Origin of the sequence: uncultured Campylobacter sp. (assembly GCF_937973075.1) — a bacterium.
Lineage (GTDB): Bacteria > Campylobacterota > Campylobacteria > Campylobacterales > Campylobacteraceae > Campylobacter_B.
In genome coordinates, this window is record NZ_CALBWL010000061.1 from 18,968 (window position 1) to 39,753 (window position 20,786).

A 20,786-nucleotide genomic window follows, 5' to 3' on the forward strand; every position below is an offset into this window, starting at 1 on the left:
AATGGGTCTAAATCACTATCTGATCGTCGCTGCGATGATGTTTGGGCTCGGGCTTGCGGGTATGATGAAGCGACGGAATTTAATAATGCTCTTTTTTTCGAGCGAAATTTTATTAAACGCCGCAAATTTAGCCCTCGTCGCCGTGGCGAAATTTTACGACAATATAAACGGCGAAATTTTTGCGCTTTTCATCGTAGCGATCGCCGCGAGCGAGATGGCCGTGGGACTTGGGCTGCTCATCTTGTGGTATAAGAAAACGGGCAGCATCGAACTTGACAGTTTCGTAAATTTTAAAAATCCTTCTAAGGATGGGCCGGATGCTTGATACCGTTTTTGTATGGCTCTTAATCGCCCTTTTCGCACCGCTTGCCTCGGCGATCTTCGCAGGCGTTTTCATTCGCGCCAAAGATAAGATGTTTATTGGCGTAGTCTGCTCGGCGCTGGTGATTTTAAGTACTATCGCGTCGCTTGCTTTGATGGAGCTCGTCTCTGACAACCGCCTAATCAGCGTAAGCTTAGCCGATTTCATAAGCACGGGATTTTTGGACGCAAAATTTAGCTTTCTCATAGATAGCGTAAGTGCGGTGATGATGGTGGTCGTAGGCATCGTTTCCAGCGTAGTGCACGTGTACTCGATCTACTATATGTGGGATGATGAAAACTTCGCTAAATTTTTCAGCTTCCTGGGGCTTTTCGTTTTTTCGATGCTGGTTTTGGTAACGAGCGATAATTTTTTAGGACTTTTCATCGGCTGGGAGGGGGTCGGACTCTGCTCGTGGCTGCTGATTGGCTTTTGGTATGATAGGGAGGGTTACAGCTGGTGCGCCAACGAGGCTTTCATAATGAACCGCATCGCAGACCTTGGGATGCTGCTTGGAATTTTTCTGATCTATTTAAATTTCGGCTCGCTGCGCTACGAGGTGGTGTTTGCGAACGCAGCGAGCTTAGAGCCTGAAATTTTAACCCTGATCGCAGCGCTTTTATTTATCGGCGCGATGGGCAAAAGCGCGCAGTTTCCGTTTCATACCTGGCTAGCCGACGCGATGGCGGGTCCGACGCCCGTATCTGCGCTTATTCACGCAGCGACGATGGTTACGGCGGGCGTTTATCTGGTGATCCGCGCAAATGCGATTTTCGCGCTCGCGCCCGAAGTAAGCGGTTTTATCGTCTGCTTGGGCGCTTTTGTGGCGGTCTTTGCGGCGTCGATGGCGCTGGTTCATAACGATCTTAAAAAGATCATCGCCTACTCCACGCTCTCGCAGCTTGGCTATATGTTCGTAGCCGCGGGGCTCGGGGCGTATTGGATCGCGCTATTTCATCTGGCGACGCATGCGTTTTTCAAGGCGCTTTTATTTTTGGGCGCGGGCAACGTAATGCACGCGATGAAGGATGATCTAAATATCCAAAATATGGGCGGATTATACAAGTTTATGCGGCCGACGGCGATTTTAATGTGCGTAGGCTCGCTCGCGCTTTGCGGATTTTATCCGTTCGCGGGTTTTTTCTCAAAAGATAAAATTTTAGAAGCGGCGTGGAGCGCGGACGCGTATTTTATCTGGGCGCTGCTGTTTGCGGGCGCTGCGATGACGACGTTTTACAGCGTGCGTCTGATAATGCTCGTGTTTTTCGATAAGGCAAAATACTCGCACCATCCGCACGAGGCGAAAGGCTTTGTCCTTATCGCGATGGACGTATTAGCCGTGCCTGCGGTGATCGCGGGCTTTTTCGAGCACGATTTTGCGGAGTTCGTGCTTAGCATACTTCCGGGCTTTAAAGCTTCGATCCCGCACGGCGTAGAGGTAATTTTGATCGCCATAACGCTAGCGATGATAAGCGCGGTAGCGATCGGCACGATTTGGACATACGGCAAAGGTAAATTTAGCCAAAATTTAAAGAACTGCAAATTTTATAAAATTTTGATCGCGCAGTATTTTATCCCGCAAATTTATGAGCGCGTGATCGTGCGCGGATACGCCAAGCTTAGCGAGATCTGCGCTAAATGCGACGGCGCGATCATAGACGCCAGCGTTGATCTGATCGCTCGCATCGCGGTAAAAGGTGGTGAAGGAGCGGATCGCGCAAGCAATAGCGGAGATTTGAGCGCAAATTTAAGGTGGATGGTTTTGGGATCTTTCATTTTGCTGATTTTGGCGTTTGCGCTGTGAGGTGGGCATGGAATACTTTTTAAGTTTGGTTATATTTTTTCCGGCGGTAGCTGCGGTTTTAGGCTTTTTGATCGACGAAGCGAGCATCAAGACCTACGCCGTTACGATGAGCTTTATAGAGTTCGTGCTTTCGCTAGTTTTGTGGATACTCTATGAGCCGGTGGACGGCATCGCGTTTAGCGTGCTGCACCCTTTCATAAGCGAATACGGCATCAATTACTTTATCGGCGTGGATGGAATTTCGCTGTTTTTGGTGATCCTAAGCACGCTGGTTACATTTTTGGCGCTGCTTAGTCTAAGCATTAAAGAGCGCGCGAAAAATTTAATCATCTGCATTCTGTTTTTAGAGATGACGATGGTGGGCGTTTTCGTGGCGCTGGATGCGATACTTTTTTACATCTTTTGGGAGCTTTCGCTTATTCCGATGCTCTATATCATCGGCGCGTGGGGCAGCGGCAAGAGAATTTACGCCGCGGTAAAATTTTTCATCTACACCTTTCTAGGTTCGATGTTTCTACTCGTAGGACTCGTAGCGATGAGCTATTTCTATCACGAGGCTACGGGCGAGTATAGCTTTAATATCCTAAACTGGCAGAGCCTGTCGCTGCCGCTTAGCACGCAAATTCCTCTATTTTTGGCATTTTCGCTCGCCTTTGCGATCAAGACGCCTTGCTTTCCTTTTCATACCTGGCTTCCGTACGCGCACGGGCAGGCTCCTACGATAGGCTCGGTTCTGCTTGCCGCGGTGCTTCTTAAGATGGGCACATACGGCTTCGTGCGATTTTCGCTGCCGCTATTTCCCGACGCGAGCGTCTATTTTAGCGGGATGATGTGTGCCGTAGCGATCGTTATGATCATCTACGCGAGCTTCATCGCCTTTGCGCAGAAGGACATCAAACAGGTAATCGCGTATAGCTCGATCGCGCATATGGGCGTCATAATGCTAGGAATTTTTTCAATGAGCCGCGAAGGAATTAGCGGCGCGGTATTTTTGATGATCAGCCACGGTATCGTAAGCGGCGGGCTTTTTATGCTCGTAGGCTTTTTATACGATCGCAAGCATACGAAGCTTTTCAGCGAGTTCGGCGGGCTTGCGCGGGTGATGCCGCTTTATGCGTTTTGCTTTTGCGTCGTACTGCTAGGCTCGATAGGCCTTCCGCTTACGATCGGCTTCGTGGGAGAATTCCTAAGCCTTGTAGGAATTTTTAAAATAAGCTTTAGTTACGCGCTCTTGGGTGGACTCGGCATCATAATGGGCGCGATCTATTCGATGAATCTTTATAAAAAGACCTTCTTCGGCGCGCTCGTGCATGAGGAAAATAAAAAGCTAAGCGATCTAAATAAAACCGAGCTTTGCTCTATTATCCCTATCTGCGTGCTGGTGGTAGTGCTGGGCGTCGCGCCGAATCTGATGTTAAAGAGCATCGAGCCCAGCGTGACGCAAAGCCTTGAGCTGATGTTTAATAAAGCCTCTCAGACCGCAACTCGCGCCTATATGGAAAAAGCAAATTTTAAGGTAAGAAGCGATGCAAAATAATCTTTTAAATTTAGCCTCGATCGCGCCTATGGCGATACTCGGAGGATTTGCCCTACTGATGCTCGCGGTTTCGCTTTTTGCGCGCACGCTATCGTATAAATTTTACGCCGTCATCACGATACTAGCACTAGCTCTTGGCTTCGGGCTCGTTTTTGGTTACAACAGTGGCATACGCGGGCTTTTCGACGTGATGCTAGTGGACGGAATCGCGACGCTATCGATGCTTATCATGCTCGCAGGCTCGATATTTTTCATCTTTCTGTCTTTGGGTGCAAGAAGCGCGCACGAGTACCACACCGCGGAGTTTTTCGTGCTGTTTTTATTCGTGCTCGTGGGGTATGAGTTTATGGTCGCGAGCGAAAGCTTAATGATGATCCTCGTGGGGCTTGAGACGGGTTCGCTGGCGCTTTATACGCTAATTGCTCTTCATAACCGCGCCAGATCAATCGAAGCGGCGCTAAAATACTTCATAATGGGCGCGCTGGGATCGGGCTTTTTCGCATTCGGCGCGGCGATGTTCTTTCTATCGACCGGCTCTATGGAAATTTCAAACATCGCGCAGATCGCTAAGAGTTCAAATTTACAAACCAGCGTCCTGCTTTTCGCCGCCTGCTCATTTATGATCGTCTCTATAGGATTTAAGCTCTCGCTGATCCCGTTTCACACCTGGACGCCCGACGTTTACGAGGGTGCGAGCTCGGCTATGGCGGGCTTTTTGTCCGTCGTGCCCAAGATCGCGGGCTTTGTCGTGGCGATCAGGCTGTTTGAAGCGCTGCAAAGCATCGGCGTGCAGTGGCTGAACATCGTACTCTACGCCGTAGCGGTGCTTACGATGAGCTTAGCGAACCTTATGGCGCTCGTACAGCGCGACGTCAAGCGGATGCTCGCTTTCAGCTCCGTTTCGCACGCGGGCTTCGTACTCTGCGCGATCGTGATCGGCTCGACGCAGGCAAATGCGGCGCTTTTCACCTACTGGATCCTATACGCCGTGGCGAACCTCGGGGCGTTTGCCTTCATCTGGTGCGTACGGCAAAGGCGCGCACGCTCGTTAAATTTAAAATTTAAAGCCCGAAGCCCCGCTTTAAATTTAAATGCAAACGGCGACGAGGATGGGAATTTTATCTCAAACGCAAAGCTTTCTTTTTCGCAAAATCACGAGTTAGGTTCTGCCGGCGAGTTAAATTTGGGCGCGAACGGAGAAAATTTAGCTTGCGGCGAGCAGAGCTTTAAAGCAAGCGAGCAGAATTTTAAAGTAGGCGAGCAAAATTCCAAAGAAAACGAGCAAAATTTTAAAGCGAGCGAGCCCGGCGCGGAAGTGATCCCTTTCGGCACTGAAACTTGCGAGCCCGGCGCCGAAATTTGCGCGCAAAGCTCCAAGTTCGCGGCTCGCTTCGAGCATCCGTTTGAGAAATTTGACGGACTGATCCGCACCCATCCGCTCTTTGCGCTATGCTCGGCGATCTTTATGCTCTCGCTTGCGGGCATTCCGCCGTTTAGCGTGTTTTGGGGCAAGATGTATCTGCTAAGCGCCGCGGTCAATTCGGGCTACTTTGCCCTCGCCGCCATCATGGCGGTAAATAGCGCGCTCGCGCTGTATTACTACCTGCGCCTCATCGTGCGTATGTTTTTGCACGAGCCGCGGACGGATGCGGAGCTTGACGGCTCGCTGAGCGCGGTATCGGTGCAGATAAAATTTGCCGTCGTGCTAGCTAGCGTGGCGTGCGTGCTGGCGCCGTTTTTGGTAAAATTTCTAACCGGCGCGGTAAACAATTTCGTCTTTTTAAGCGGATATTGAGCTAAAATTTAAGCGCGAGCTGAACCGCCGCGCTTTGCTGGCAAGGAGAGATATGTTTTTGGGCGAGCTAAGTGCTGACGGCTACGGTTTTGCGCTGCTTGATGTGCGCGATTTGAGTGAGTTTTTAAAGGAGCGAAAATGCAGAGCAAAAAAGCTTCTAAGCTACTGGGACGCGCACAAGCAGCTGTTTTATGACGCCGTAAAGGGCGCTAAAGTTTTACCCTTCTACCCGCTTACGGTGCGCAGCTATGAGATCTTCGTTTGCACAGACGGGGATTTTGCGCCGCCTGCGGGCTACGAAGTAGCTTTCAAGCGCGATAGGCTGTATTTCGCCCCGCAAAGCGACTCCGTGATCCTATCTAGCTTCGATGCTTTGCAGCATCGTTTCGATAAGCTAAAAAGCGGCGAACTCGAGCTAGGCTATGAGTGTCAAAGTGGCGTTGCGGGCAAGATACGAAAATTTAATTCCACGCTCAAGCTTGGCTTGCAAAGTGGCGCTTACGAGCTTTGCGTCGTTGGGCTAAAAAACAGCTCGTCGCACTCCGAGAAATACGGCTACGCCTTTATTTTCAAGCGCAACGCAAGCGCGGAAAATCAAAATTTCAGTAGGCTTGATAACGATAAATTTAGCTTTGATATTTGCGAAGGTGATTAAATTTAACCTGAGCTTCGCGCCGCACGAGATCTCGGCGCGACCCGCAAAATTTTAAAGATACGACCGGCGCGGTAAATTTAAATCTAAATTTTACTTCCTTGTCTCACTTTTTTCTAGCAAGCGCACAAATTTTGATAAATTTTGATTTTAAATCTCGCGGCGAAGGAGCTTTAAAATTTCACGCTCCAGCTCTTGCGGCGGCGCTGAAATTTTATCCGCAAACTGCGAGCGGTTGAAGGTACGTTGGCGCTTTGCAAGCTGTACCGTGTGCAGGCTTACGAGCTGCTCGCACTGCGCCCGCGAGATCTGCCCGCGCAAAAGCTGCCCGCACTCCTTTAGTCCGATGCAGCCTAACGCCCTGCACTCCGCGCCATAGCGGGCGAATAAAAATTCCGCCTCCTCCAAAAGCCCGCGCTCAAACATCGCCTTCGTGCGCGCCTCGATGCGCTGCGTAAGCCACTGCTTAGGTGCTTCAATCTCAAAAATTTTAATATCCGAAATCACGGGCGGAGCGGTGTTTTCGCGCAGAAATTTACTCGGAGCCTCGCCGCAAAATTTATAGATACTGAGCCATTTTTTTAAACGAAAGCTGTCCTCCGCGCTAAATTTCGCGGCAAATTCCGGATCGATCCGCTGCACTAGGGCGTAAATTTCATCGTTTGAAATTTCGCTTTTAAAATCGGGAACCTTCGGCGCCAGCCCGCTTAGCATCGCTTTGAGATAAAACCCGCTACCGCCCGTGATTATCAAAGGCGCGCCGCTGCGCCCCGCGAAAGCCCGCGCGGCTACGTATTCTTTAATAAACTCGCCGACACTAAAGTATTCGTTTGGATAGATTAAATTTACGCCGAAGTGCTTGATCTCTCGCAGCTGCTCCTCGCTAGGCTTGGCGCTTGCGATGTCGATCTGGCGGTAAATACAGAGCGAGTCAAGGCTCAAAATCACGGCGCCGATTTCGCGCGCGATACTTAGCGCAAGATCGCTTTTGCCGCTTGCTGTGGTGCCGATGATAGCGATCTGCGGGCTTGTGTGCGAGTTTTGATTTTGGCTCAAGGCGTTTCCTTTCGTAAATTTTTCGTTCAAATTATATCAAATTTAGAGCTATTCTTACTTTTTTTTGATACAATGGTGCCCAAAATAAGGGGCAAAATGGCTAAATTTAAAGAAATTTTATCCGATATCAACGAATTAATAATTTTTAAACACTCGGTTTTCGCGCTGCCGTTTATCTTTACGGCGATGATTACCGCGAGCAAGCTGCAAAACGGCTCGGTATGGTTCGGCTGGAAGTTGCTTTTTTTAGGGACTTTATGCGCCGTGAGCGCAAGAAGCTTCGCTATGGCGCTAAATCGCTACTTGGACGAAGACATCGACCGCACCAATCCGCGCTGCGCTTCGCGCCCTAGCGTGGACGGACGGATCGGGCGCGGGAATTTGCTGCTTTTCATCATCGCAAACGCGGTGGTTTTCATAGCGGTTTCGGCGCTTATAAATCCTTTGGCGTTTAAGCTTTCGGTGCCGATTTTAGCGGCATTGGGCGGGTATTCGTATTTTAAGCGCTTTAGTGAGACTGCGCATTTGATGCTCGGCTTTTGCTTGGGGCTTGCGCCGATTGCGGGCGCGATCGCCGTTAGCGGCGGAATTCCGCTATGGTCGGTGCTGTTGTGTCTCGGGGTAGTATTTTGGGTAGGCGGCTTTGACGTGCTGTATTCGCTTCAAGATATGGAATTTGACCGCACGGCGGGGCTTTACAGCATCCCTGCGCTTTACGGCAAGGAAGCTTCGATGTTTATCTCTAAAATTTTTCACGCCGTAGCAGTGCTTTTTTGGCTGCTGTTTTGCGCGGCGGCAAATTTAGGCTTTTTTGCCTATCTTGGTGTGGCTGCGTGCGCGGCGATCCTGTACTTTGAGCATAAGATAGTGCGGAAAGATTTTAGCAAGATCGATCGCGCGTTTTTTACGCTGAATGGCTACTTGGGCATTGCGTTTTTCGCTTTTATTTTTGTAAATTTATTTTAAGGAACCCCTATGGATCTTAACACTATCATCATTTTAGGACTTTGCGTCGTTATATTTTTGATGTTTTTCGTCATATATTTTAAGGATAAGCAAGCGGATAAAAAATTCGAGCGATTCGATCAGGTATTGACCGATGCTATGCAGGAAAACTATCTGCTTAAAAAGAAGGTCGAGGAGCTAAAAGAGATGATCGATTCGGGCGGCAAAGTCGCTCCTAATATCGATATAAACGCGATTGCAGACGTAATCGACGAGACGATAGAGCAGAGACTAGACGTAGTGCCTACGATGATCGACGAGCGGGTAGAAAAGCAGATCAGACCGCTTCTGGATCAGCTTAAAGAACTCATCGGCTCTGTAAGAAAATAGCCAGAGCAATATAAAAATAAAATTTTGCAAAATCGCTTTGTTTTTTATATAATCGCCGCAAATTGATATTAAGGTAAAATATGCTAATTGATAAATTTGGACGAACGATCGATTATTTGCGCATTTCAGTTACGCAGCGGTGTAATTTCAGATGCAGATATTGCATGCCTACTACGCCCTTTAATTGGGTGCCGCGAGAGAATATTTTAAGCTTTGAGGAGATGTTTTTATTCGTCAAGGTTGCGATCGACGGCGGCGTAAAAAAGATCCGCATCACCGGCGGCGAACCGCTAGTGCGAAAGGGGATCGAAGATTTTATAAAGATGATCGCGGATTATGCTCCGGACATCGATCTTGCGCTTACTACCAACGGATATTATCTCAAAAACTACGCGCGCGCCTTGAAAAACGCGGGGCTAAAGCGCATCAATATGTCGCTTGACTCTCTGCGTCCGGAGCGGGCTAAATTTATAGCTCAGCGCGGCGTGCTTTATAACGTCTTAGAAGGCCTTGACGCCGCGCTTGAAGCGGGATTAAAAGTCAAGCTAAACACCGTCGCGCTAAAAGGCATCAACGACGACGAGCTGATCTATTTGCTGGAATTTGCCCGCGAGAAGGATTGCCAGATCCGCTTCATAGAATTTATGGAAAACACCCATGCCAGCGATCTTACAGGCTTAAAATCAAACGAAATTTTAGATATTTTAAGGCGTAAATTTATCTTTACCGCTCTGCCGAAATCGCAAAGCTCGCCCGCGTCGCTTTACGCGCTAGCAGACGGCTACACTTTCGGTATCATCGATCCGCACAAGCACGATTTTTGCGAGAGCTGCAACCGCATCAGACTAAGCGCCGAGGGGCTTTTGATCCCGTGTCTTTACTTCGAGGACGCGCTAAGTATCAAAAAGGCGGTCAAAGAGGGCGACATTGCCGCAGCCGCCGAAATTTTGGCTAAAATTTTAGCGAATAAGCCCGAAAAAAATCGCTGGCAAGCGGACGCTTCGAATGAAATTTCAAGCCGTGCATTTTACGAGACGGGCGGATGAGGCTTGTTGAGAGCTTTTTAAGTATCCAAGGCGAGGGCAAATACGCAGGCAGGCTCGCGTTTTTCTTTCGCTTTGCGGGCTGCAATCTGCGCTGCGGGGGCTTCGGCGGCGAGCGCATTTCGCCAAAGACCGGCGAGATCTTGCGCGGCTGCGATACGATCCGCGCGGTTTTTACAAATCACTTCGAGCATGAAGAAATTTTAAATTTAGCGCAGCTTTTGAATAAAATTCCAAATTTATCAGGTTCGTCCTGTTCCGCACCCGCATGCTCTGCGCTGGGTTTTTGCGCCGCGGAGTCTTTTTCTGAAAGCGATACGTTAAATTTCGCCGCCGCACAAACGCCTCCCCGCTCAAACAGTAATGCAGAAAAATCTTTAAATTTAACGAGCGAGAATTCTTTAAATTTCGCGGCGCAGAATTCTTTAAATTTAAATCCGCAAAGCTCCGCATCACCGCAGAGCGCTAAGCTTTATCAAAAGCCGATCGTCGTTATTACAGGCGGCGAGCCGATGTTGCATCACAAAGAGGCGCTATTTTACGAGTTCGTCTGCGAGCTGCTTGCGCGCGGATACGAAGTGCACTTCGAAACCAACGGTACGATTTTAGTGGATTTTGAAAAATTTCCCGCCTACAAAAGCTGCGTCTTTGCGGTCTCGCCTAAGCTTTCAAACTCCGCTGAGCCGCGCGAACGCAGGTTAAACTTCGCCGCGCTGCGAAGCTTAAAACAAAACGCGAAGGATAGCTTTTACAAGTTCGTCATCTCGCCCGAGTTTGACGCGCAGCCCGAAATTGCCGAAATTTTAGCGGCGTGCGAGAGCGAGGTTTATTGTATGCCGCGCGGCGCGGATCGTCGCGAGCTGGAAAGCGGCGCGCAATTTTGCGTGGATTTTTGCCTAAAAAACGGCTATAATTACTCCGATCGCCTGCACATTAGAATTTGGGGCGAGAAGGACGGGGTATGATAATCAGGAAATTATACGAATTCGAAAACGCTCACATCGTGCGCCTGTGCGGCTCGAAGCGGTGCCGCACGAGCATCCACGGCCACTCCTACAGATGCGAAATTTTGCTTAGCTCAAATTTTTTGGATGAAGCAGGGATGGTATATGATTTCGGCTACATGAAGCTCGGTATCCGCGAGCTTATCGACAGTTTTGACCACGCCGTGACGATCTATGCGCGCGATGATGCGAGCTACATCGCGGATCTGAAAAAACACAGCGCGCGCTGGGTGCAGATACCGCTAAATCCGAGCGCAGAGCAGTTTTGTAGAATTTTTTTCGTTCTAATCGACCGACTTTTGAGCCTGACTCAGATGCAAAACGGCGAGCGCGAAGTAAAGCTTCACAGCGTCATCGTGCACGAAACCGCGACCGGCTACGCGCAGTGTTTCCGCGAGGACGCCTACAACGCGCAGATGGGCGAGATCGCGCTGGAAGAGATAGAATTCTCGCCGGCCGTGCGCGAGGAATGGAGGCAGCCGGAGCTTTGGCAAAAGCTTCTGCGCGGCGAAAAAATCATCTATCCAAAGGATTGCTGATGAGAAATTTCTTTAAATTTGACGCGGTGTTTATGCGCGTTTTTGCCGCGTGCGCGATCTTTGCCTGCGCGCTTGCTTTGAGCGGCTGCGACGATGAGAAAAAGGACACCTTGCAAAAGCCGCCGGTAGATAGCGAGGTGCCGAAGGACGTACCTATCGCGCCTAGCGAGCCCAAAGTCGATATAAATGCCGATATGCTGCCGCTTCCGGTGACCGAATAGGACGGAGCGTTGAAAAATCGGCGGCTAAATTTGAAAATTTTTAAAATTTGCGTGGTTTGTATGCGGCGCGTAGGCGCGATTTTAGCGTCTTTTTTGCCCGTGCGATCTGCGCAGAGAAATTTTAAATTTTATAAAGCTTTATCTGCAAAATTTCATTCTTGGCGCGAGATATGCTGCGCGAAACCGAGGTTAAGAGAGCGTGCGATAAATTTTAACGCAACAAATATCCGCAGCCGCTTTGAAGAGTTTTTAAAATTTCAAAGGCGCAGAGCCGATCCGTTTTATCTCGCGCCGAAAAAGTTTGCGTTGAAATTCGGTCGTTTCGGCTCTAGTCACGCAAAATTTTATACTGTAAATTTAACTCCCTGGCGGAATTGATGGATTATCTGTATCAAAGCGCTCTGGGCTTTCATAAGTTTTTTGCGCTAGCTGCGACAATTTTAACGATAATTTATCTGATATTTACCCAGCTTAAGATCGATACGGCGACGGAATTTTGCTCGCGCGGCAAGGCTTTAAATTCCGCCGCCTCTGCGCCGCAAGCTGAAAATTTAAAGCAAAAGAGCAGATCGGGACTTAGATTTCTTAGGCGCATCAGGCTGTTTTTGCCGATCTATTATTCGTGCATCGCGGCGCTGATAATTAGCGGGAGCGTGATGCTAGCGGTGCTGCGCTTTGATCTGAGCTTTAGAATTTATTTCATGGCGGCCGCAGCTCTAGCGATGATCATACTTGGCGCGGCGTCTTACAAGCGGCTAAAAATCGCGTATCTGAGCCAAAACTTTGCGCCGTATCAGCGCAAAATGCGGGTGATTTTGGGGCTAAGCTTAGCGATAATTTTGATAGCGAGTGTTATTTGATGGTATATTTTTACGATAAGCTTGCAGGCGAACAGAGCCTAGTTTTGCAGAATGATCAGTTTTTACACCTAAAGGCCAGGCGGGCAAGGGCGGGCGAGCGCATAGACGTGCGCAATCTTGAGGACGGGGCGAGTTATCTATATGAGATCGCCGAAATTTCGCGCAAAGGCGCGGCTCTGAATTTAGTTTTTAAAAGCTCTGTTTTTACGCCGCCGCACGATTTTTGCGTCGCTTGGGCGGTCGTCGAGAGCGCCGTGATCGAAAAGAGCCTGCCTGCGCTAAACGAGATGGGCGTCGGGCGGCTTGTTTTGGTCTATGCCGATCTGTCGCAGAAAAACGTGCGGCTCGATCCGCAAAGGATGGAGCGGATTTTGATCAACTCGTCGCAGCAATGCGGGCGAAATTCCATCATGCAGATCGAGGTTTTGGGCGGCTCGGACGAGCTTGCACAAAGATATGAAAACGTAAGCCTGATCGATTTTGGCGGCAAGAACATCGACATTTTCGGCGGCGAGGAGATCGCGTTCGTAGGCCCCGAGGGCGGATTTTCGCCGCGCGAAAGGGAGAAATTTAAAAACGCCTATGCGCTTAATAGCCCCTATATTTTGCGCTCAAACACCGCGCTGATCGCAACTTGCGCAAAATTGATGTTTTAAGCGCTCGGCAAATTTTAAAATTTAAAAAGATCGCGCGTTTTAAATTTTGGAATTTAAAATTTACTCTGCGCGACCCGCTATGTTTATCGGCGGCTTGATGCACTGCGCGTATTTGCCGCGGCGTATCTTCGCGCACTTGTATTTTGCACGCCGCAGTAGGCTGCAGTGAAATAAAATTTTACCCGCAAGCGGGCTAAATTTTAAAATTTTGCGTCCAAAAAGCTTGCTCGAAAGAAAATCCGCCGCTTCGCCGAGAGATTTTTAAAACCCTTTAAATTTGCTTTTTAGATAAAAAAGTTGTATAATCGCTGCCTTTTAAAATCATCAAAAAGGATTAAAAATGAAAAAAGATATTCACCCAAACTTTGTCGAAACGACCGTTACTTGCGCTTGCGGAAATACTTTTAAAACGCGCTCGAACAAGGCCGAGATCCGCGTCGATATCTGCTCCAATTGCCATCCGTTTTTCACAGGCAGCGAGAAGATCGTAGATAGCGCGGGCCGCGTCGAGAAATTTAAGCAAAAATACGGAATGAAATAGTTGCTATATCTCATTCCTACGCCGATAGGAAATCTAAGCGATATCTCGAGCCGCGCGCTTGAGGTATTGCAAAGCTGCGAAATCCTAATCTGCGAGGATACGAGGGTTTCAAAAAAACTTCTAAACTTATTATCCGATAAATTTCAAATTTCATTTAAAATTTCACAGTTTTACTCGCTGCACACGCACAACGAAGCGGAATTTTTCGCTGACTTTGATCCGGCGCTTCTGCGCGAAAAAGCTTGCGCATACGTAAGCGACGCAGGCATGCCTTGCATCAGCGATCCGGGGATCGCGCTCGTAAAATTTGCGCAACGAAGCGGTGTGCCTTACGAGGTGCTTAGCGGCGCAAACGCTCTGCTGCTCGCAGCCGCCGCAAGCGGGCTGGTGGAGAAAGAATTTAGCTTTTTGGGCTTTTTGAATAATGACGGCGCGCAGCGCAAAGCTCAGATCTTAAATTTAATGCAAAGCCCCTATCCGTGTGTGCTCTACGAATCCCCAAAACGCGTGGTAAAGCTAATAGAGCAGATCGCGGGGATCGATGCGCAGCGCAAAATTTTTGCGATCAAAGAAGCTACGAAAAAATTTGAAACAAAATTTTTCGGTAGCGCCGCAGAGGTTCTATCTAGTCTAAACGGCGCAAATTTAAACGGCGAATGGTGCGTCGTGATTGACGGCGCAGGCGAGAAAAGCTTTGAAAAAATCACGCAGGAAGATATTTCGTCGCTTGAGATCGCGCCGAAAATAAAAGCGAAACTGCTCTCAAAAATCAGCGGCGAACCCGCCAAAGAAATATATAAAAATTTGATACGCTAAGTCATATTTTAACCGTTTTTCGCTAAAATCCTAAAATGATTATTTACGGCAAGCAGCTGTTTTTGCACCTTTTAAACCGGCATCCGCAGAAATTTATCCGCATCATCCTTGCAAAGGAGTGCGAGAAAGAAATTTTTAAAAAGATCGCCGCGACCGGCGTAAAGATTGAGCGCGCCGATGCGAAAAAAGCTCAAGCCCTCGCTCGCGGCGGCAACCATCAAGGCTTCTTGGCCGAGGTGGAGGAGTTTAGCTTCGGCGATCTGGCTAGTGTCAAAGACGATAAATTCGTGCCGATCCTTTATGGACTTACCGACATCGGGAACATCGGCGCGATAATGCGCAGCGCCTATGCTTTGGGCACAGACAGCGTGATCGTCGTCGCAAATAATCTAAATATGGCGGGCGTAGTGCGCGCGAGCTCGGGCGCGGCGTATGAGCTAAACGTCGTTAAGGCCGCAGACGGGCTTAACGTGATAAACGAGCTTAAACAGAGCGGCTTTGAAATTTACGCCGCGAGTGCGGACGGGACGAGCTTTAAGGAGTTAAAGCTCGGCGCGAAAAACGCACTCGTAATGGGGAACGAAGAAGAGGGGATACCTGCTAGAGCACTTAAAAAATGCGACCGCGCGGTATCAATAAAGATGCGCGAAGGCTGGGATTCGCTTAACGTAAGCGCAGCATTTGCGATACTATGCGATGGAATTTTAAATGGAAGAAATAGAAGAGAAGTTAAATAATACGGACGAGCAGGCGGAACAAACCAAGAAGCCGGAGCAAACACAGCAGCCAAAAAGCAGCGATCTGGATAAATTAAAATCTATGGATCTGATCGAGATTGCGCGCACGACGCGCATCGACGCGCAAAATTTAGAATACATCATAAACAAAGACTTCGAGAAGCTGGCAAATTTTAACGTGAAGGGTTACATTAAAATTTTAGAGCGCGAGTTCGGGCTGGATCTATCGGACTGGCTTAGCGAGTTTGAGAGCGCCAAAGCGAGCTTTGCGCCTGTTAAAAAAGCCAAAGTCGAGCAGGTTTATGGTCAAAGGGTCAGCCCTAACAAAAGCGGCAGCGGTTGGCTTTTATGGCTGCTTGCAATGGTATTAATCATAGGCGCAATCTTTTATTTCGGACTTTATAAAAGCTTCGGCGAATTTTTGGGCTCGCTTTTATGGGAACAAAACAAAACCACCTACTCGGACGCTCCGATCGTAAATAACACTCAAAAAAAGCTTGAAAACATCGGTATCGACGTCGTTTCGCACAACGCTACAGATGAAAAATTCGCACTAAAGTCAGATGCCAATGCAGCCGCTGCTGCGGATGAAAATTTAAGCTCGCTAAACGCGCTGGACCGCTCTATCAGGATCGAGCGCGCGAGCATTAAGACTGAGGAAAATTTTACCGACGAAAACGCCACGCAAAGCAAACCCGCGCCGAGCAAAGATATCGTGCTTAGCCCGCGCGGTAAGATGTGGATAGGCGTTATCGATCTAAAAAGTGGCAAGAAGCGCGAGATGGTCATAAATTCCCCTTACGTCGTCGCTTCGCAAGGAGATGAGGAGCTGCTAATCTCTACCGGTCACGGGATGTTTGAGCTCGGTAAAGCCGATGGCAACGTAACTTTCAGCGAAAGGAACACTCAAAAATTTCACGTTAAAGATGGCAATATCACTAAAATTTCGGCCGACGAGTTTCTGCGCCTAAACAAGGGTAAGAAGTGGTAAAATCCTCGCTGTCGCGCGGTTTTTCACTGGTAGGGCTTCGCCGCCGCCGAGGATAGAATTTTGGCCCGCTGCGGCGAGTGCGACTTAAAATAAACCCACGAGGGTAAATTTAGAGGGTTTTGAACCGCGCCGCCTTAGATAGAATTTTAAGCGGCGCAGGTAAAATTAGCGGTGCGATAAAATTTTAAGCGGTGCGGGCGCTTGCGGTAGCGCGCTAAATTTAAGAGGTGTAGTCCACGGCGCCGTGCAAAACAGAAGCTTTGATCGTTATCGTTTTGATCGGACGTAAATTTAAACAGCGCCGCAAAGGGTCGCGACGCGATAAATTTAAACGATCAACGCCTCCGCCCCCCGCGGTTTTAAAATTTTAGCGAGGTAAAAGTTTAAATTGCTCGAGCAATATAAAAAGCGCCGCCGCATCGCCGCTAAGGCTTGAAATTTTGCCTACGTGCGCACGCACAGATCGCGCATTAAGGCGCTAAATTTTAAATAAAGCTTGAAAATTACTTTAAGATAAGAGGTTTGAGATGTTTGACGAAATCCGTTTTTCAAAAATCGAGCGTTTGCCCAATTACGTTTTTGCCGAGGTCAATGCCATAAAAATGGCGGCGCGCAGAGCTGGCGAAGATATAATCGATTTTTCGATGGGCAATCCCGACGGCAGGACGCCGCAGCATATAATAGACAAGCTTTGCGAAAGCGCGCAAAAGGACAAAACGCACGGCTACTCCGTAAGCCAGGGCATCTACAAGCTGCGACTTGCGTGCGCGAATTGGTACAAGCGCAAATACGGTGTGATCTTAGATCCGGAAAGCGAGATCGTCGCCGTGATGGGCTCTAAAGAGGGTTTCGTGCATCTAACAAGCGCGATCGTAAATCCGGGCGATGTCGCGGTGGTGCCCGATCCTGCCTATCCGATCCACACTCAAGCCTTCATTATCGCAGGCGGTAACGTCGTTAAAATCCCGCTTGCCTATGATGAAAATTTAAATTTTAATGAGAATAAATTTTTCATCGATCTGCAAAAAACCTTCGACGAGAGCATTCCGCGCCCAAAATACGTCGTCGTAAATTTCCCGCACAACCCCACCACTGTCGTCGTGCAAAAAAGCTTCTACGAGCGGCTCGTGGCGATGGCGCGGCAGGAGCGGTTTTATATCATCAGCGACATCGCTTACGCGGAGATCGCTTTCGATGATTACAAAACGCCGTCGATCTTTGAGGTTCAGGGCGCGAAGGACGTCGCAGTCGAGGCATACACTCTCTCTAAAACCTACAATATGGCGGGCTGGCGCGTAGGTTTTGTTAGCGGCAACAAAAAGCTCGTCGCCGCGCTTAAAAAGATCAAGTCGTGGTTTGATTACGGCATGTTTACGCCGATCCAAGTAGCCGCCACGATCGCGTTGGACGGGTCGCAGGAGTGCGTAGAGCAGATCCGCGCGAGCTATGAGAAGCGTAGAAATTTTTTGATTGACGCTTTTGCGGACGCGGGCTGGCAGATCGCAAAACCTAGCGCGTCGATGTTTGCGTGGGCGAAATTACCGCCAGCGGCGGCTCATCTAAGAAGTATGGAGTTTTCCAAGCAGCTTCTTACCAAGGCGCGCGTCGCCGTAAGCCCGGGCGTTGGCTTTGGCGCGGCGGGAGACGATTACGTGCGGATCGCTTTTATCGAAAACGAAAACAGGACCCGCCAGGCTGCTAGAAATATAAAAAAATATTTGAAAGAGATCTGATGAAGGTAGCGATTTTAGGCGTCGGCACCGTAGGTAGCGAAGTTGCAAACATTTTGATCAAAAACAAAGATATCATCCTTGCGCGCGCAGGCGTTAGCATAGAGCCCGTAATCGGGCTCGTGCGCGATACGAGCAAAAAAAGGGGCGTGCAAATTCCGCTTAGCAGCGACGCACAAAGTATCATCGAGCGCGATGACATCGACGTTTTTGTAGAGCTTATGGGTGGGGTAGAAAAGCCCTACGAGATCGTAAGCGAAATTTTAAAGCGCAAAAAGGCGGTCGTTACAGCAAATAAGGCGCTTTTGGCTTATCATCGCTACAAGCTCCAGGCTTTGGCAGGCGATACGCCTTTTGGTTTTGAAGCGAGCGTAGCGGGCGGAATTCCGATTATCAAAACCCTGCGCGAGGGGCTAAGCGCCAATCGTATCGAAAAAATAATCGGCATCGTAAACGGCACGAGCAACTTTATCCTTACGAATATGATGCAAAAAAACGAGAAATTTGAAGACGCGCTAAAGAGAGCTCAAGAGCTCGGATACGCCGAAGCCGATCCAAGCTTTGACATCGGTGGGTTCGACGCAGCGCATAAGCTTTTGATCTTAGCTAGCATCGCATACGGCGTGCACGGCGACCCCGAAGATATCCTAATAGAGGGGATCGAGGAGATCACGCAGGAGGATATCTATTTTGCGCGCGAATTTGACTTCATAATCAAGCTGCTTGCGGTAGCCAAGCGCGCGTGCGACAACAAAGTCGAGCTGCGCGTCCATCCTGCGCTCATTTCAAAAGATCAAATGCTTTCAAAAGTAGACGGCGTGATGAACGGCGTGAGCATCTACGGAGACTGTGTCGGCGAGAGTATGTATTACGGCCCCGGCGCGGGCGGAAGCGCTACGGCAAGTGCGGTTATAAGCGATCTTATCGACATCGCGCGCGATAATAAAAATCCAATGCTCGGCTATAAAATTTTGCCGAGCGAAAATTTTATGCAAATTCTGCCGAGCGAGCAGATCCGCACGAAGTATTATTTCAGGCTGCGCGTGCGCGACGAGAAGGGCGTGCTGGCGAAGCTTACGAACATTATGAGCTTAAACGATCTTTCGATCGACAGCTTTTTGCAAAAGCCTAAGCTCAAAACGGACGAGGAGGTGACGCTGTTTTTCACGACGCATACGTGCTGCGAGAAAGATATCAAGCGCGCAATAAGCGTGATTAGCGGCGAAAATTTTATCACGCAAAAGCCTTTTATGATCAGGATCGAAAGCTAACTTGAGCTTAAAAGAATATCTTTTCGGCTTTGCTTGCGAGGACTGTGCGGCGGAATTTTTACGCGGCGAAGGGTTTGAAATTTTAAAGCGAAATTTCCGCTGCCGCTTCGGCGAGATTGACATCGTCGCGCGCAAAGACGGGATTTTGCACTTCGTCGAGGTGAAGGCCACGAGCGGCGATTACGACGCCGCAGAGCGCGTGACGGGCGTCAAGATGGCTAAAATTTTAAAGGCGGCGGAATTTTATCTGATGAGCTGCGATACGGACGAGCCGTGGCAGATCGACGTCGTGGAAGTTTATCCAAAGCAGATAAAATTTATCGCCAACATATCTTTTTAAATTAGAATTTTTATTATTTATTTAAGATAATGAACTATAATCCGCAGAATTTTAACACAAGGAGAACATTATGGGGAAGTATATAGAGCTTACTTCGGAGAATTTCGACGTTACTAAAGAGGGTGTCGCGCTAGTCGATTTTTGGGCGCCTTGGTGCGGACCGTGCCGTATGATCGCCCCGATCATCGAGGAACTTGCGAACGATTACGACGGCAAGGCTAAAATTTGTAAAGTAAATACCGACGAAGCGCAGGATCTTGCGGTGCAGTTCGGCGTTCGCTCGATCCCAACGATACTATTTTTCAAAGATGGCGAGCTAAAAGCTCAGCTCATCGGCGCGCAATCCAAGCAGATTATAGCCGACAAGCTAAACTCGCTTCTGTAAATTTCAAAAGGGCGGCTTTCGCCCTTTCTCCTCTCACTCATCGTTTTATTAATTAAACTCGTAAATTTAACGCTCGCGGCTTTACTTAATAAAATAATTAAGGAGAAAAAATGTTAGATTTAGCAATTATCGGCGGCGGTCCTGCGGGGCTAGCGGCGGGGCTTTATGCTACAAGAGGCGGTTTAAAGGACGTCGTGATGTTTGAGATGGGGATGCCCGGCGGGCAGATCACCTCAAGCTCCGAGATGGAAAACTACCCGGGCGTCGCTGCGGTGACCGACGGGATGAGCTTTATGGCGCCTTGGCAGGAGCAGTGCTTTCGCTTCGGGCTGAAGCATGAGATGGTGCGCGTGCTGCGCGTTTTAAAAGATAGCGACGGAAATTTTACGATCTATCTTGAGGGCGATCAAACGCGTCGCACTCGCGCCGTTATCGTGGCTACCGGCTCTACTCCGCGCCGCGCGGGGATCGAGGGCGAGGATGAGTTCTTCGGTCGCGGCGTTAGCACCTGCGCGACCTGCGACGGATTTTTTTACAAAGGCAAAGAGGTTGCCGTCCTCGGCGGCGGCGATACGGCGCTAGAGGAGGCGCTGTATCTAGCTAAAATTTGCTCTAAAGTCTATCTGATCCACCGCAGGGACGAGTTTCGCGCCGCGCCTTCGACCGTGCAAAAGGTGCGCGAAAGTGAAAATATCGAGCTCATCACAAACGCGCTCGTAGAGCAGATAAAAGGCGATGCAAGCGGCGTAACTGGCGTCGTAGTCAAGGATAAAACAAGCGGCGCCGCGCGCGAGCTGCAGCTGCCTGGGATCTTCGTATTTGTGGGGCTTGACGTACGAAACGAGGTGCTAAAAGACGAAAGCGGCAAGTTTATCTGCGACGTCACGCCGGGCGGACAGGTCGCGGTAAATTTAAAGATGCAAACAAGCGTACACGGGCTATTCGCGGCGGGCGATATGAGACAGGATGCGCCTAAACAGGTCGTTTGCGCGGCAGGCGACGGCGCGGTTGCCGCACTTAGCGCGATTGCGTATCTGCAAGGACACGATAAATAAACCTATCTTCGGAGCAAAATTTCACGGCGCGGCGGGCAAAACTGCTTCCGCCGCGCT

23 protein-coding genes and 1 pseudogene are annotated in these 20,786 nt (G+C 49.2%); 23 read left to right on the forward strand and 1 reads right to left on the reverse strand.

The annotated features are described in order from the left end of the window. Position 1: 1 nt before the first annotated feature. From nuoK to Q0274_RS07910, 5 genes are read left to right on the forward strand one after another with little or no spacing between them, the layout of a single operon-like run. Positions 2–325: an NADH-quinone oxidoreductase subunit NuoK gene (nuoK, locus tag Q0274_RS07890; RefSeq protein ID WP_005869753.1), complete on the forward strand. Its 324-nt coding sequence runs from the start codon at positions 2–4 to the stop codon at positions 323–325. Further along, the gene (gene nuoL, locus Q0274_RS07895; RefSeq protein WP_298028756.1) at positions 318–2,165 is read left to right on the forward strand and encodes an NADH-quinone oxidoreductase subunit L; all 1,848 of its coding nucleotides are present in this window, start codon (positions 318–320) and stop codon (positions 2,163–2,165) included. The genes nuoK and nuoL overlap by 8 nt, the downstream gene beginning before the upstream one ends. A gap of 7 nt (positions 2,166–2,172) precedes the next feature. Continuing rightward, complete coding sequence (locus Q0274_RS07900; RefSeq protein WP_298028757.1) at positions 2,173–3,702, forward strand: NADH-quinone oxidoreductase subunit M; 1,530 nt, start codon at positions 2,173–2,175, stop codon at positions 3,700–3,702. Further along, the gene (locus Q0274_RS07905) at positions 3,692–5,497 is read left to right on the forward strand and encodes an NADH-quinone oxidoreductase subunit N (RefSeq protein WP_298028759.1); all 1,806 of its coding nucleotides are present in this window, start codon (positions 3,692–3,694) and stop codon (positions 5,495–5,497) included. Before Q0274_RS07900 ends, Q0274_RS07905 begins: the two co-directional genes overlap by 11 nt. A 52-nt stretch (positions 5,498–5,549) precedes the next feature. After that, positions 5,550–6,152: a hypothetical protein gene (locus Q0274_RS07910; RefSeq protein WP_298028761.1), complete on the forward strand. Its 603-nt coding sequence runs from the start codon at positions 5,550–5,552 to the stop codon at positions 6,150–6,152. A gap of 147 nt (positions 6,153–6,299) precedes the next feature. Here the strand turns inward: Q0274_RS07910 and miaA are convergent, their stop codons facing one another. After that, complete coding sequence (miaA, locus tag Q0274_RS07915; protein WP_298028763.1) at positions 6,300–7,205, reverse strand: tRNA (adenosine(37)-N6)-dimethylallyltransferase MiaA; 906 nt, start codon at positions 7,203–7,205, stop codon at positions 6,300–6,302. Between the two features lie 96 nt (positions 7,206–7,301). Here miaA and mqnP point away from each other — a divergent pair, with 96 nt between their 5' ends. The 18 genes and pseudogenes from mqnP (at position 7,302) to trxB (ending at position 20,729) form a co-directional block, all read left to right on the forward strand. Continuing rightward, positions 7,302–8,171 (forward strand): menaquinone biosynthesis prenyltransferase MqnP, encoded by an 870-nt coding sequence (gene mqnP / locus Q0274_RS07920; RefSeq protein WP_298028765.1) that lies wholly within the window; start codon positions 7,302–7,304, stop codon positions 8,169–8,171. A 9-nt stretch (positions 8,172–8,180) separates the two neighbouring features. Then, positions 8,181–8,540, forward strand: a complete 360-nt coding sequence (locus Q0274_RS07925; RefSeq protein ID WP_005869739.1) for a hypothetical protein — start codon at positions 8,181–8,183, stop codon at positions 8,538–8,540. An 80-nt stretch (positions 8,541–8,620) separates the two neighbouring features. Then, positions 8,621–9,586 carry a GTP 3',8-cyclase MoaA gene (gene moaA / locus Q0274_RS07930; protein ID WP_298028766.1) on the forward strand — a complete coding sequence of 322 codons (966 nt, stop codon included), beginning with the start codon at positions 8,621–8,623 and terminating at the stop codon, positions 9,584–9,586. Then, a pseudogene (locus Q0274_RS07935) lies at positions 9,583–9,825 on the forward strand (7-carboxy-7-deazaguanine synthase QueE); the annotation flags it as partial. The gene moaA and the pseudogene Q0274_RS07935, both read left to right, overlap by 4 nt. Then, positions 9,805–10,548: a 4Fe-4S cluster-binding domain-containing protein gene (locus Q0274_RS07940; protein ID WP_298028871.1), complete on the forward strand. Its 744-nt coding sequence runs from the start codon at positions 9,805–9,807 to the stop codon at positions 10,546–10,548. The pseudogene Q0274_RS07935 and the gene Q0274_RS07940, both read left to right, overlap by 21 nt. Continuing rightward, entirely contained in the window at positions 10,545–11,126 is a 582-nt protein-coding gene (locus tag Q0274_RS07945) for a 6-carboxytetrahydropterin synthase (RefSeq protein WP_298028768.1), read from the forward strand. Before Q0274_RS07940 ends, Q0274_RS07945 begins: the two co-directional genes overlap by 4 nt. Further along, positions 11,126–11,347 carry a hypothetical protein gene (locus Q0274_RS07950; RefSeq protein WP_298028771.1) on the forward strand — a complete coding sequence of 74 codons (222 nt, stop codon included), beginning with the start codon at positions 11,126–11,128 and terminating at the stop codon, positions 11,345–11,347. The genes Q0274_RS07945 and Q0274_RS07950 overlap by 1 nt, the downstream gene beginning before the upstream one ends. A gap of 377 nt (positions 11,348–11,724) precedes the next feature. After that, positions 11,725–12,207 (forward strand): hypothetical protein, encoded by a 483-nt coding sequence (locus tag Q0274_RS07955; RefSeq protein WP_298028773.1) that lies wholly within the window; start codon positions 11,725–11,727, stop codon positions 12,205–12,207. Beyond that, on the forward strand, positions 12,207–12,863 hold the full coding sequence (locus Q0274_RS07960) for a 16S rRNA (uracil(1498)-N(3))-methyltransferase (RefSeq protein WP_298028873.1): 657 nt from the start codon (positions 12,207–12,209) through the stop codon (positions 12,861–12,863). The genes Q0274_RS07955 and Q0274_RS07960 overlap by 1 nt, the downstream gene beginning before the upstream one ends. 340 nt (positions 12,864–13,203) lie before the next feature. After that, positions 13,204–13,404, forward strand: a complete 201-nt coding sequence (gene rpmE, locus Q0274_RS07965) for a 50S ribosomal protein L31 (protein ID WP_005869728.1) — start codon at positions 13,204–13,206, stop codon at positions 13,402–13,404. Then, a complete protein-coding gene (rsmI, locus tag Q0274_RS07970) occupies positions 13,405–14,220 on the forward strand; it encodes a 16S rRNA (cytidine(1402)-2'-O)-methyltransferase (protein ID WP_298028776.1) in 816 nt (271 codons plus the stop codon). It abuts the gene before it with no gap. A gap of 35 nt (positions 14,221–14,255) precedes the next feature. After that, complete coding sequence (gene rlmB, locus Q0274_RS07975) at positions 14,256–14,957, forward strand: 23S rRNA (guanosine(2251)-2'-O)-methyltransferase RlmB (RefSeq protein WP_298028778.1); 702 nt, start codon at positions 14,256–14,258, stop codon at positions 14,955–14,957. Continuing rightward, on the forward strand, positions 14,929–15,948 hold the full coding sequence (locus Q0274_RS07980) for a hypothetical protein (protein ID WP_298028780.1): 1,020 nt from the start codon (positions 14,929–14,931) through the stop codon (positions 15,946–15,948). Before rlmB ends, Q0274_RS07980 begins: the two co-directional genes overlap by 29 nt. A 527-nt stretch (positions 15,949–16,475) precedes the next feature. Continuing rightward, complete coding sequence (locus Q0274_RS07985; RefSeq protein WP_298028782.1) at positions 16,476–17,681, forward strand: LL-diaminopimelate aminotransferase; 1,206 nt, start codon at positions 16,476–16,478, stop codon at positions 17,679–17,681. Continuing rightward, positions 17,681–18,949 (forward strand): homoserine dehydrogenase, encoded by a 1,269-nt coding sequence (locus Q0274_RS07990; RefSeq protein WP_298028784.1) that lies wholly within the window; start codon positions 17,681–17,683, stop codon positions 18,947–18,949. Before Q0274_RS07985 ends, Q0274_RS07990 begins: the two co-directional genes overlap by 1 nt. A 1-nt stretch (position 18,950) precedes the next feature. Further along, complete coding sequence (locus tag Q0274_RS07995; protein ID WP_298028786.1) at positions 18,951–19,289, forward strand: YraN family protein; 339 nt, start codon at positions 18,951–18,953, stop codon at positions 19,287–19,289. A 70-nt stretch (positions 19,290–19,359) separates the two neighbouring features. After that, on the forward strand, positions 19,360–19,674 hold the full coding sequence (gene trxA, locus Q0274_RS08000) for a thioredoxin (RefSeq protein WP_005869718.1): 315 nt from the start codon (positions 19,360–19,362) through the stop codon (positions 19,672–19,674). Between the two features lie 110 nt (positions 19,675–19,784). Continuing rightward, positions 19,785–20,729, forward strand: coding sequence for a thioredoxin-disulfide reductase (gene trxB, locus Q0274_RS08005; RefSeq protein ID WP_298028788.1), 945 nt, complete (start codon positions 19,785–19,787; stop codon positions 20,727–20,729). Positions 20,730–20,786: the final 57 nt, after the last annotated feature.

What these genes read in the sequence shown, in the direction of transcription:
- nuoK (WP_005869753.1), top strand. Translation starts at nt 2, where the DNA reads ATGGGTCTAAATCACTATCTGATCGTCGCTGCGATGATGTTTGGGCTC.
- nuoL (WP_298028756.1), top strand. Translation starts at nt 318, where the DNA reads ATGCTTGATACCGTTTTTGTATGGCTCTTAATCGCCCTTTTCGCACCG.
- Q0274_RS07900 (WP_298028757.1), top strand. Translation starts at nt 2,173, where the DNA reads ATGGAATACTTTTTAAGTTTGGTTATATTTTTTCCGGCGGTAGCTGCG.
- Q0274_RS07905 (WP_298028759.1), top strand. Translation starts at nt 3,692, where the DNA reads ATGCAAAATAATCTTTTAAATTTAGCCTCGATCGCGCCTATGGCGATA.
- Q0274_RS07910 (WP_298028761.1), top strand. Translation starts at nt 5,550, where the DNA reads ATGTTTTTGGGCGAGCTAAGTGCTGACGGCTACGGTTTTGCGCTGCTT.
- mqnP (WP_298028765.1), top strand. Translation starts at nt 7,302, where the DNA reads ATGGCTAAATTTAAAGAAATTTTATCCGATATCAACGAATTAATAATT.
- Q0274_RS07925 (WP_005869739.1), top strand. Translation starts at nt 8,181, where the DNA reads ATGGATCTTAACACTATCATCATTTTAGGACTTTGCGTCGTTATATTT.
- moaA (WP_298028766.1), top strand. Translation starts at nt 8,621, where the DNA reads ATGCTAATTGATAAATTTGGACGAACGATCGATTATTTGCGCATTTCA.
- Q0274_RS07945 (WP_298028768.1), top strand. Translation starts at nt 10,545, where the DNA reads ATGATAATCAGGAAATTATACGAATTCGAAAACGCTCACATCGTGCGC.
- Q0274_RS07950 (WP_298028771.1), top strand. Translation starts at nt 11,126, where the DNA reads ATGAGAAATTTCTTTAAATTTGACGCGGTGTTTATGCGCGTTTTTGCC.
- Q0274_RS07955 (WP_298028773.1), top strand. Translation starts at nt 11,725, where the DNA reads ATGGATTATCTGTATCAAAGCGCTCTGGGCTTTCATAAGTTTTTTGCG.
- Q0274_RS07960 (WP_298028873.1), top strand. Translation starts at nt 12,207, where the DNA reads ATGGTATATTTTTACGATAAGCTTGCAGGCGAACAGAGCCTAGTTTTG.
- rpmE (WP_005869728.1), top strand. Translation starts at nt 13,204, where the DNA reads ATGAAAAAAGATATTCACCCAAACTTTGTCGAAACGACCGTTACTTGC.
- rlmB (WP_298028778.1), top strand. Translation starts at nt 14,256, where the DNA reads ATGATTATTTACGGCAAGCAGCTGTTTTTGCACCTTTTAAACCGGCAT.
- Q0274_RS07980 (WP_298028780.1), top strand. Translation starts at nt 14,929, where the DNA reads ATGGAAGAAATAGAAGAGAAGTTAAATAATACGGACGAGCAGGCGGAA.
- Q0274_RS07985 (WP_298028782.1), top strand. Translation starts at nt 16,476, where the DNA reads ATGTTTGACGAAATCCGTTTTTCAAAAATCGAGCGTTTGCCCAATTAC.
- Q0274_RS07990 (WP_298028784.1), top strand. Translation starts at nt 17,681, where the DNA reads ATGAAGGTAGCGATTTTAGGCGTCGGCACCGTAGGTAGCGAAGTTGCA.
- trxA (WP_005869718.1), top strand. Translation starts at nt 19,360, where the DNA reads ATGGGGAAGTATATAGAGCTTACTTCGGAGAATTTCGACGTTACTAAA.
- trxB (WP_298028788.1), top strand. Translation starts at nt 19,785, where the DNA reads ATGTTAGATTTAGCAATTATCGGCGGCGGTCCTGCGGGGCTAGCGGCG.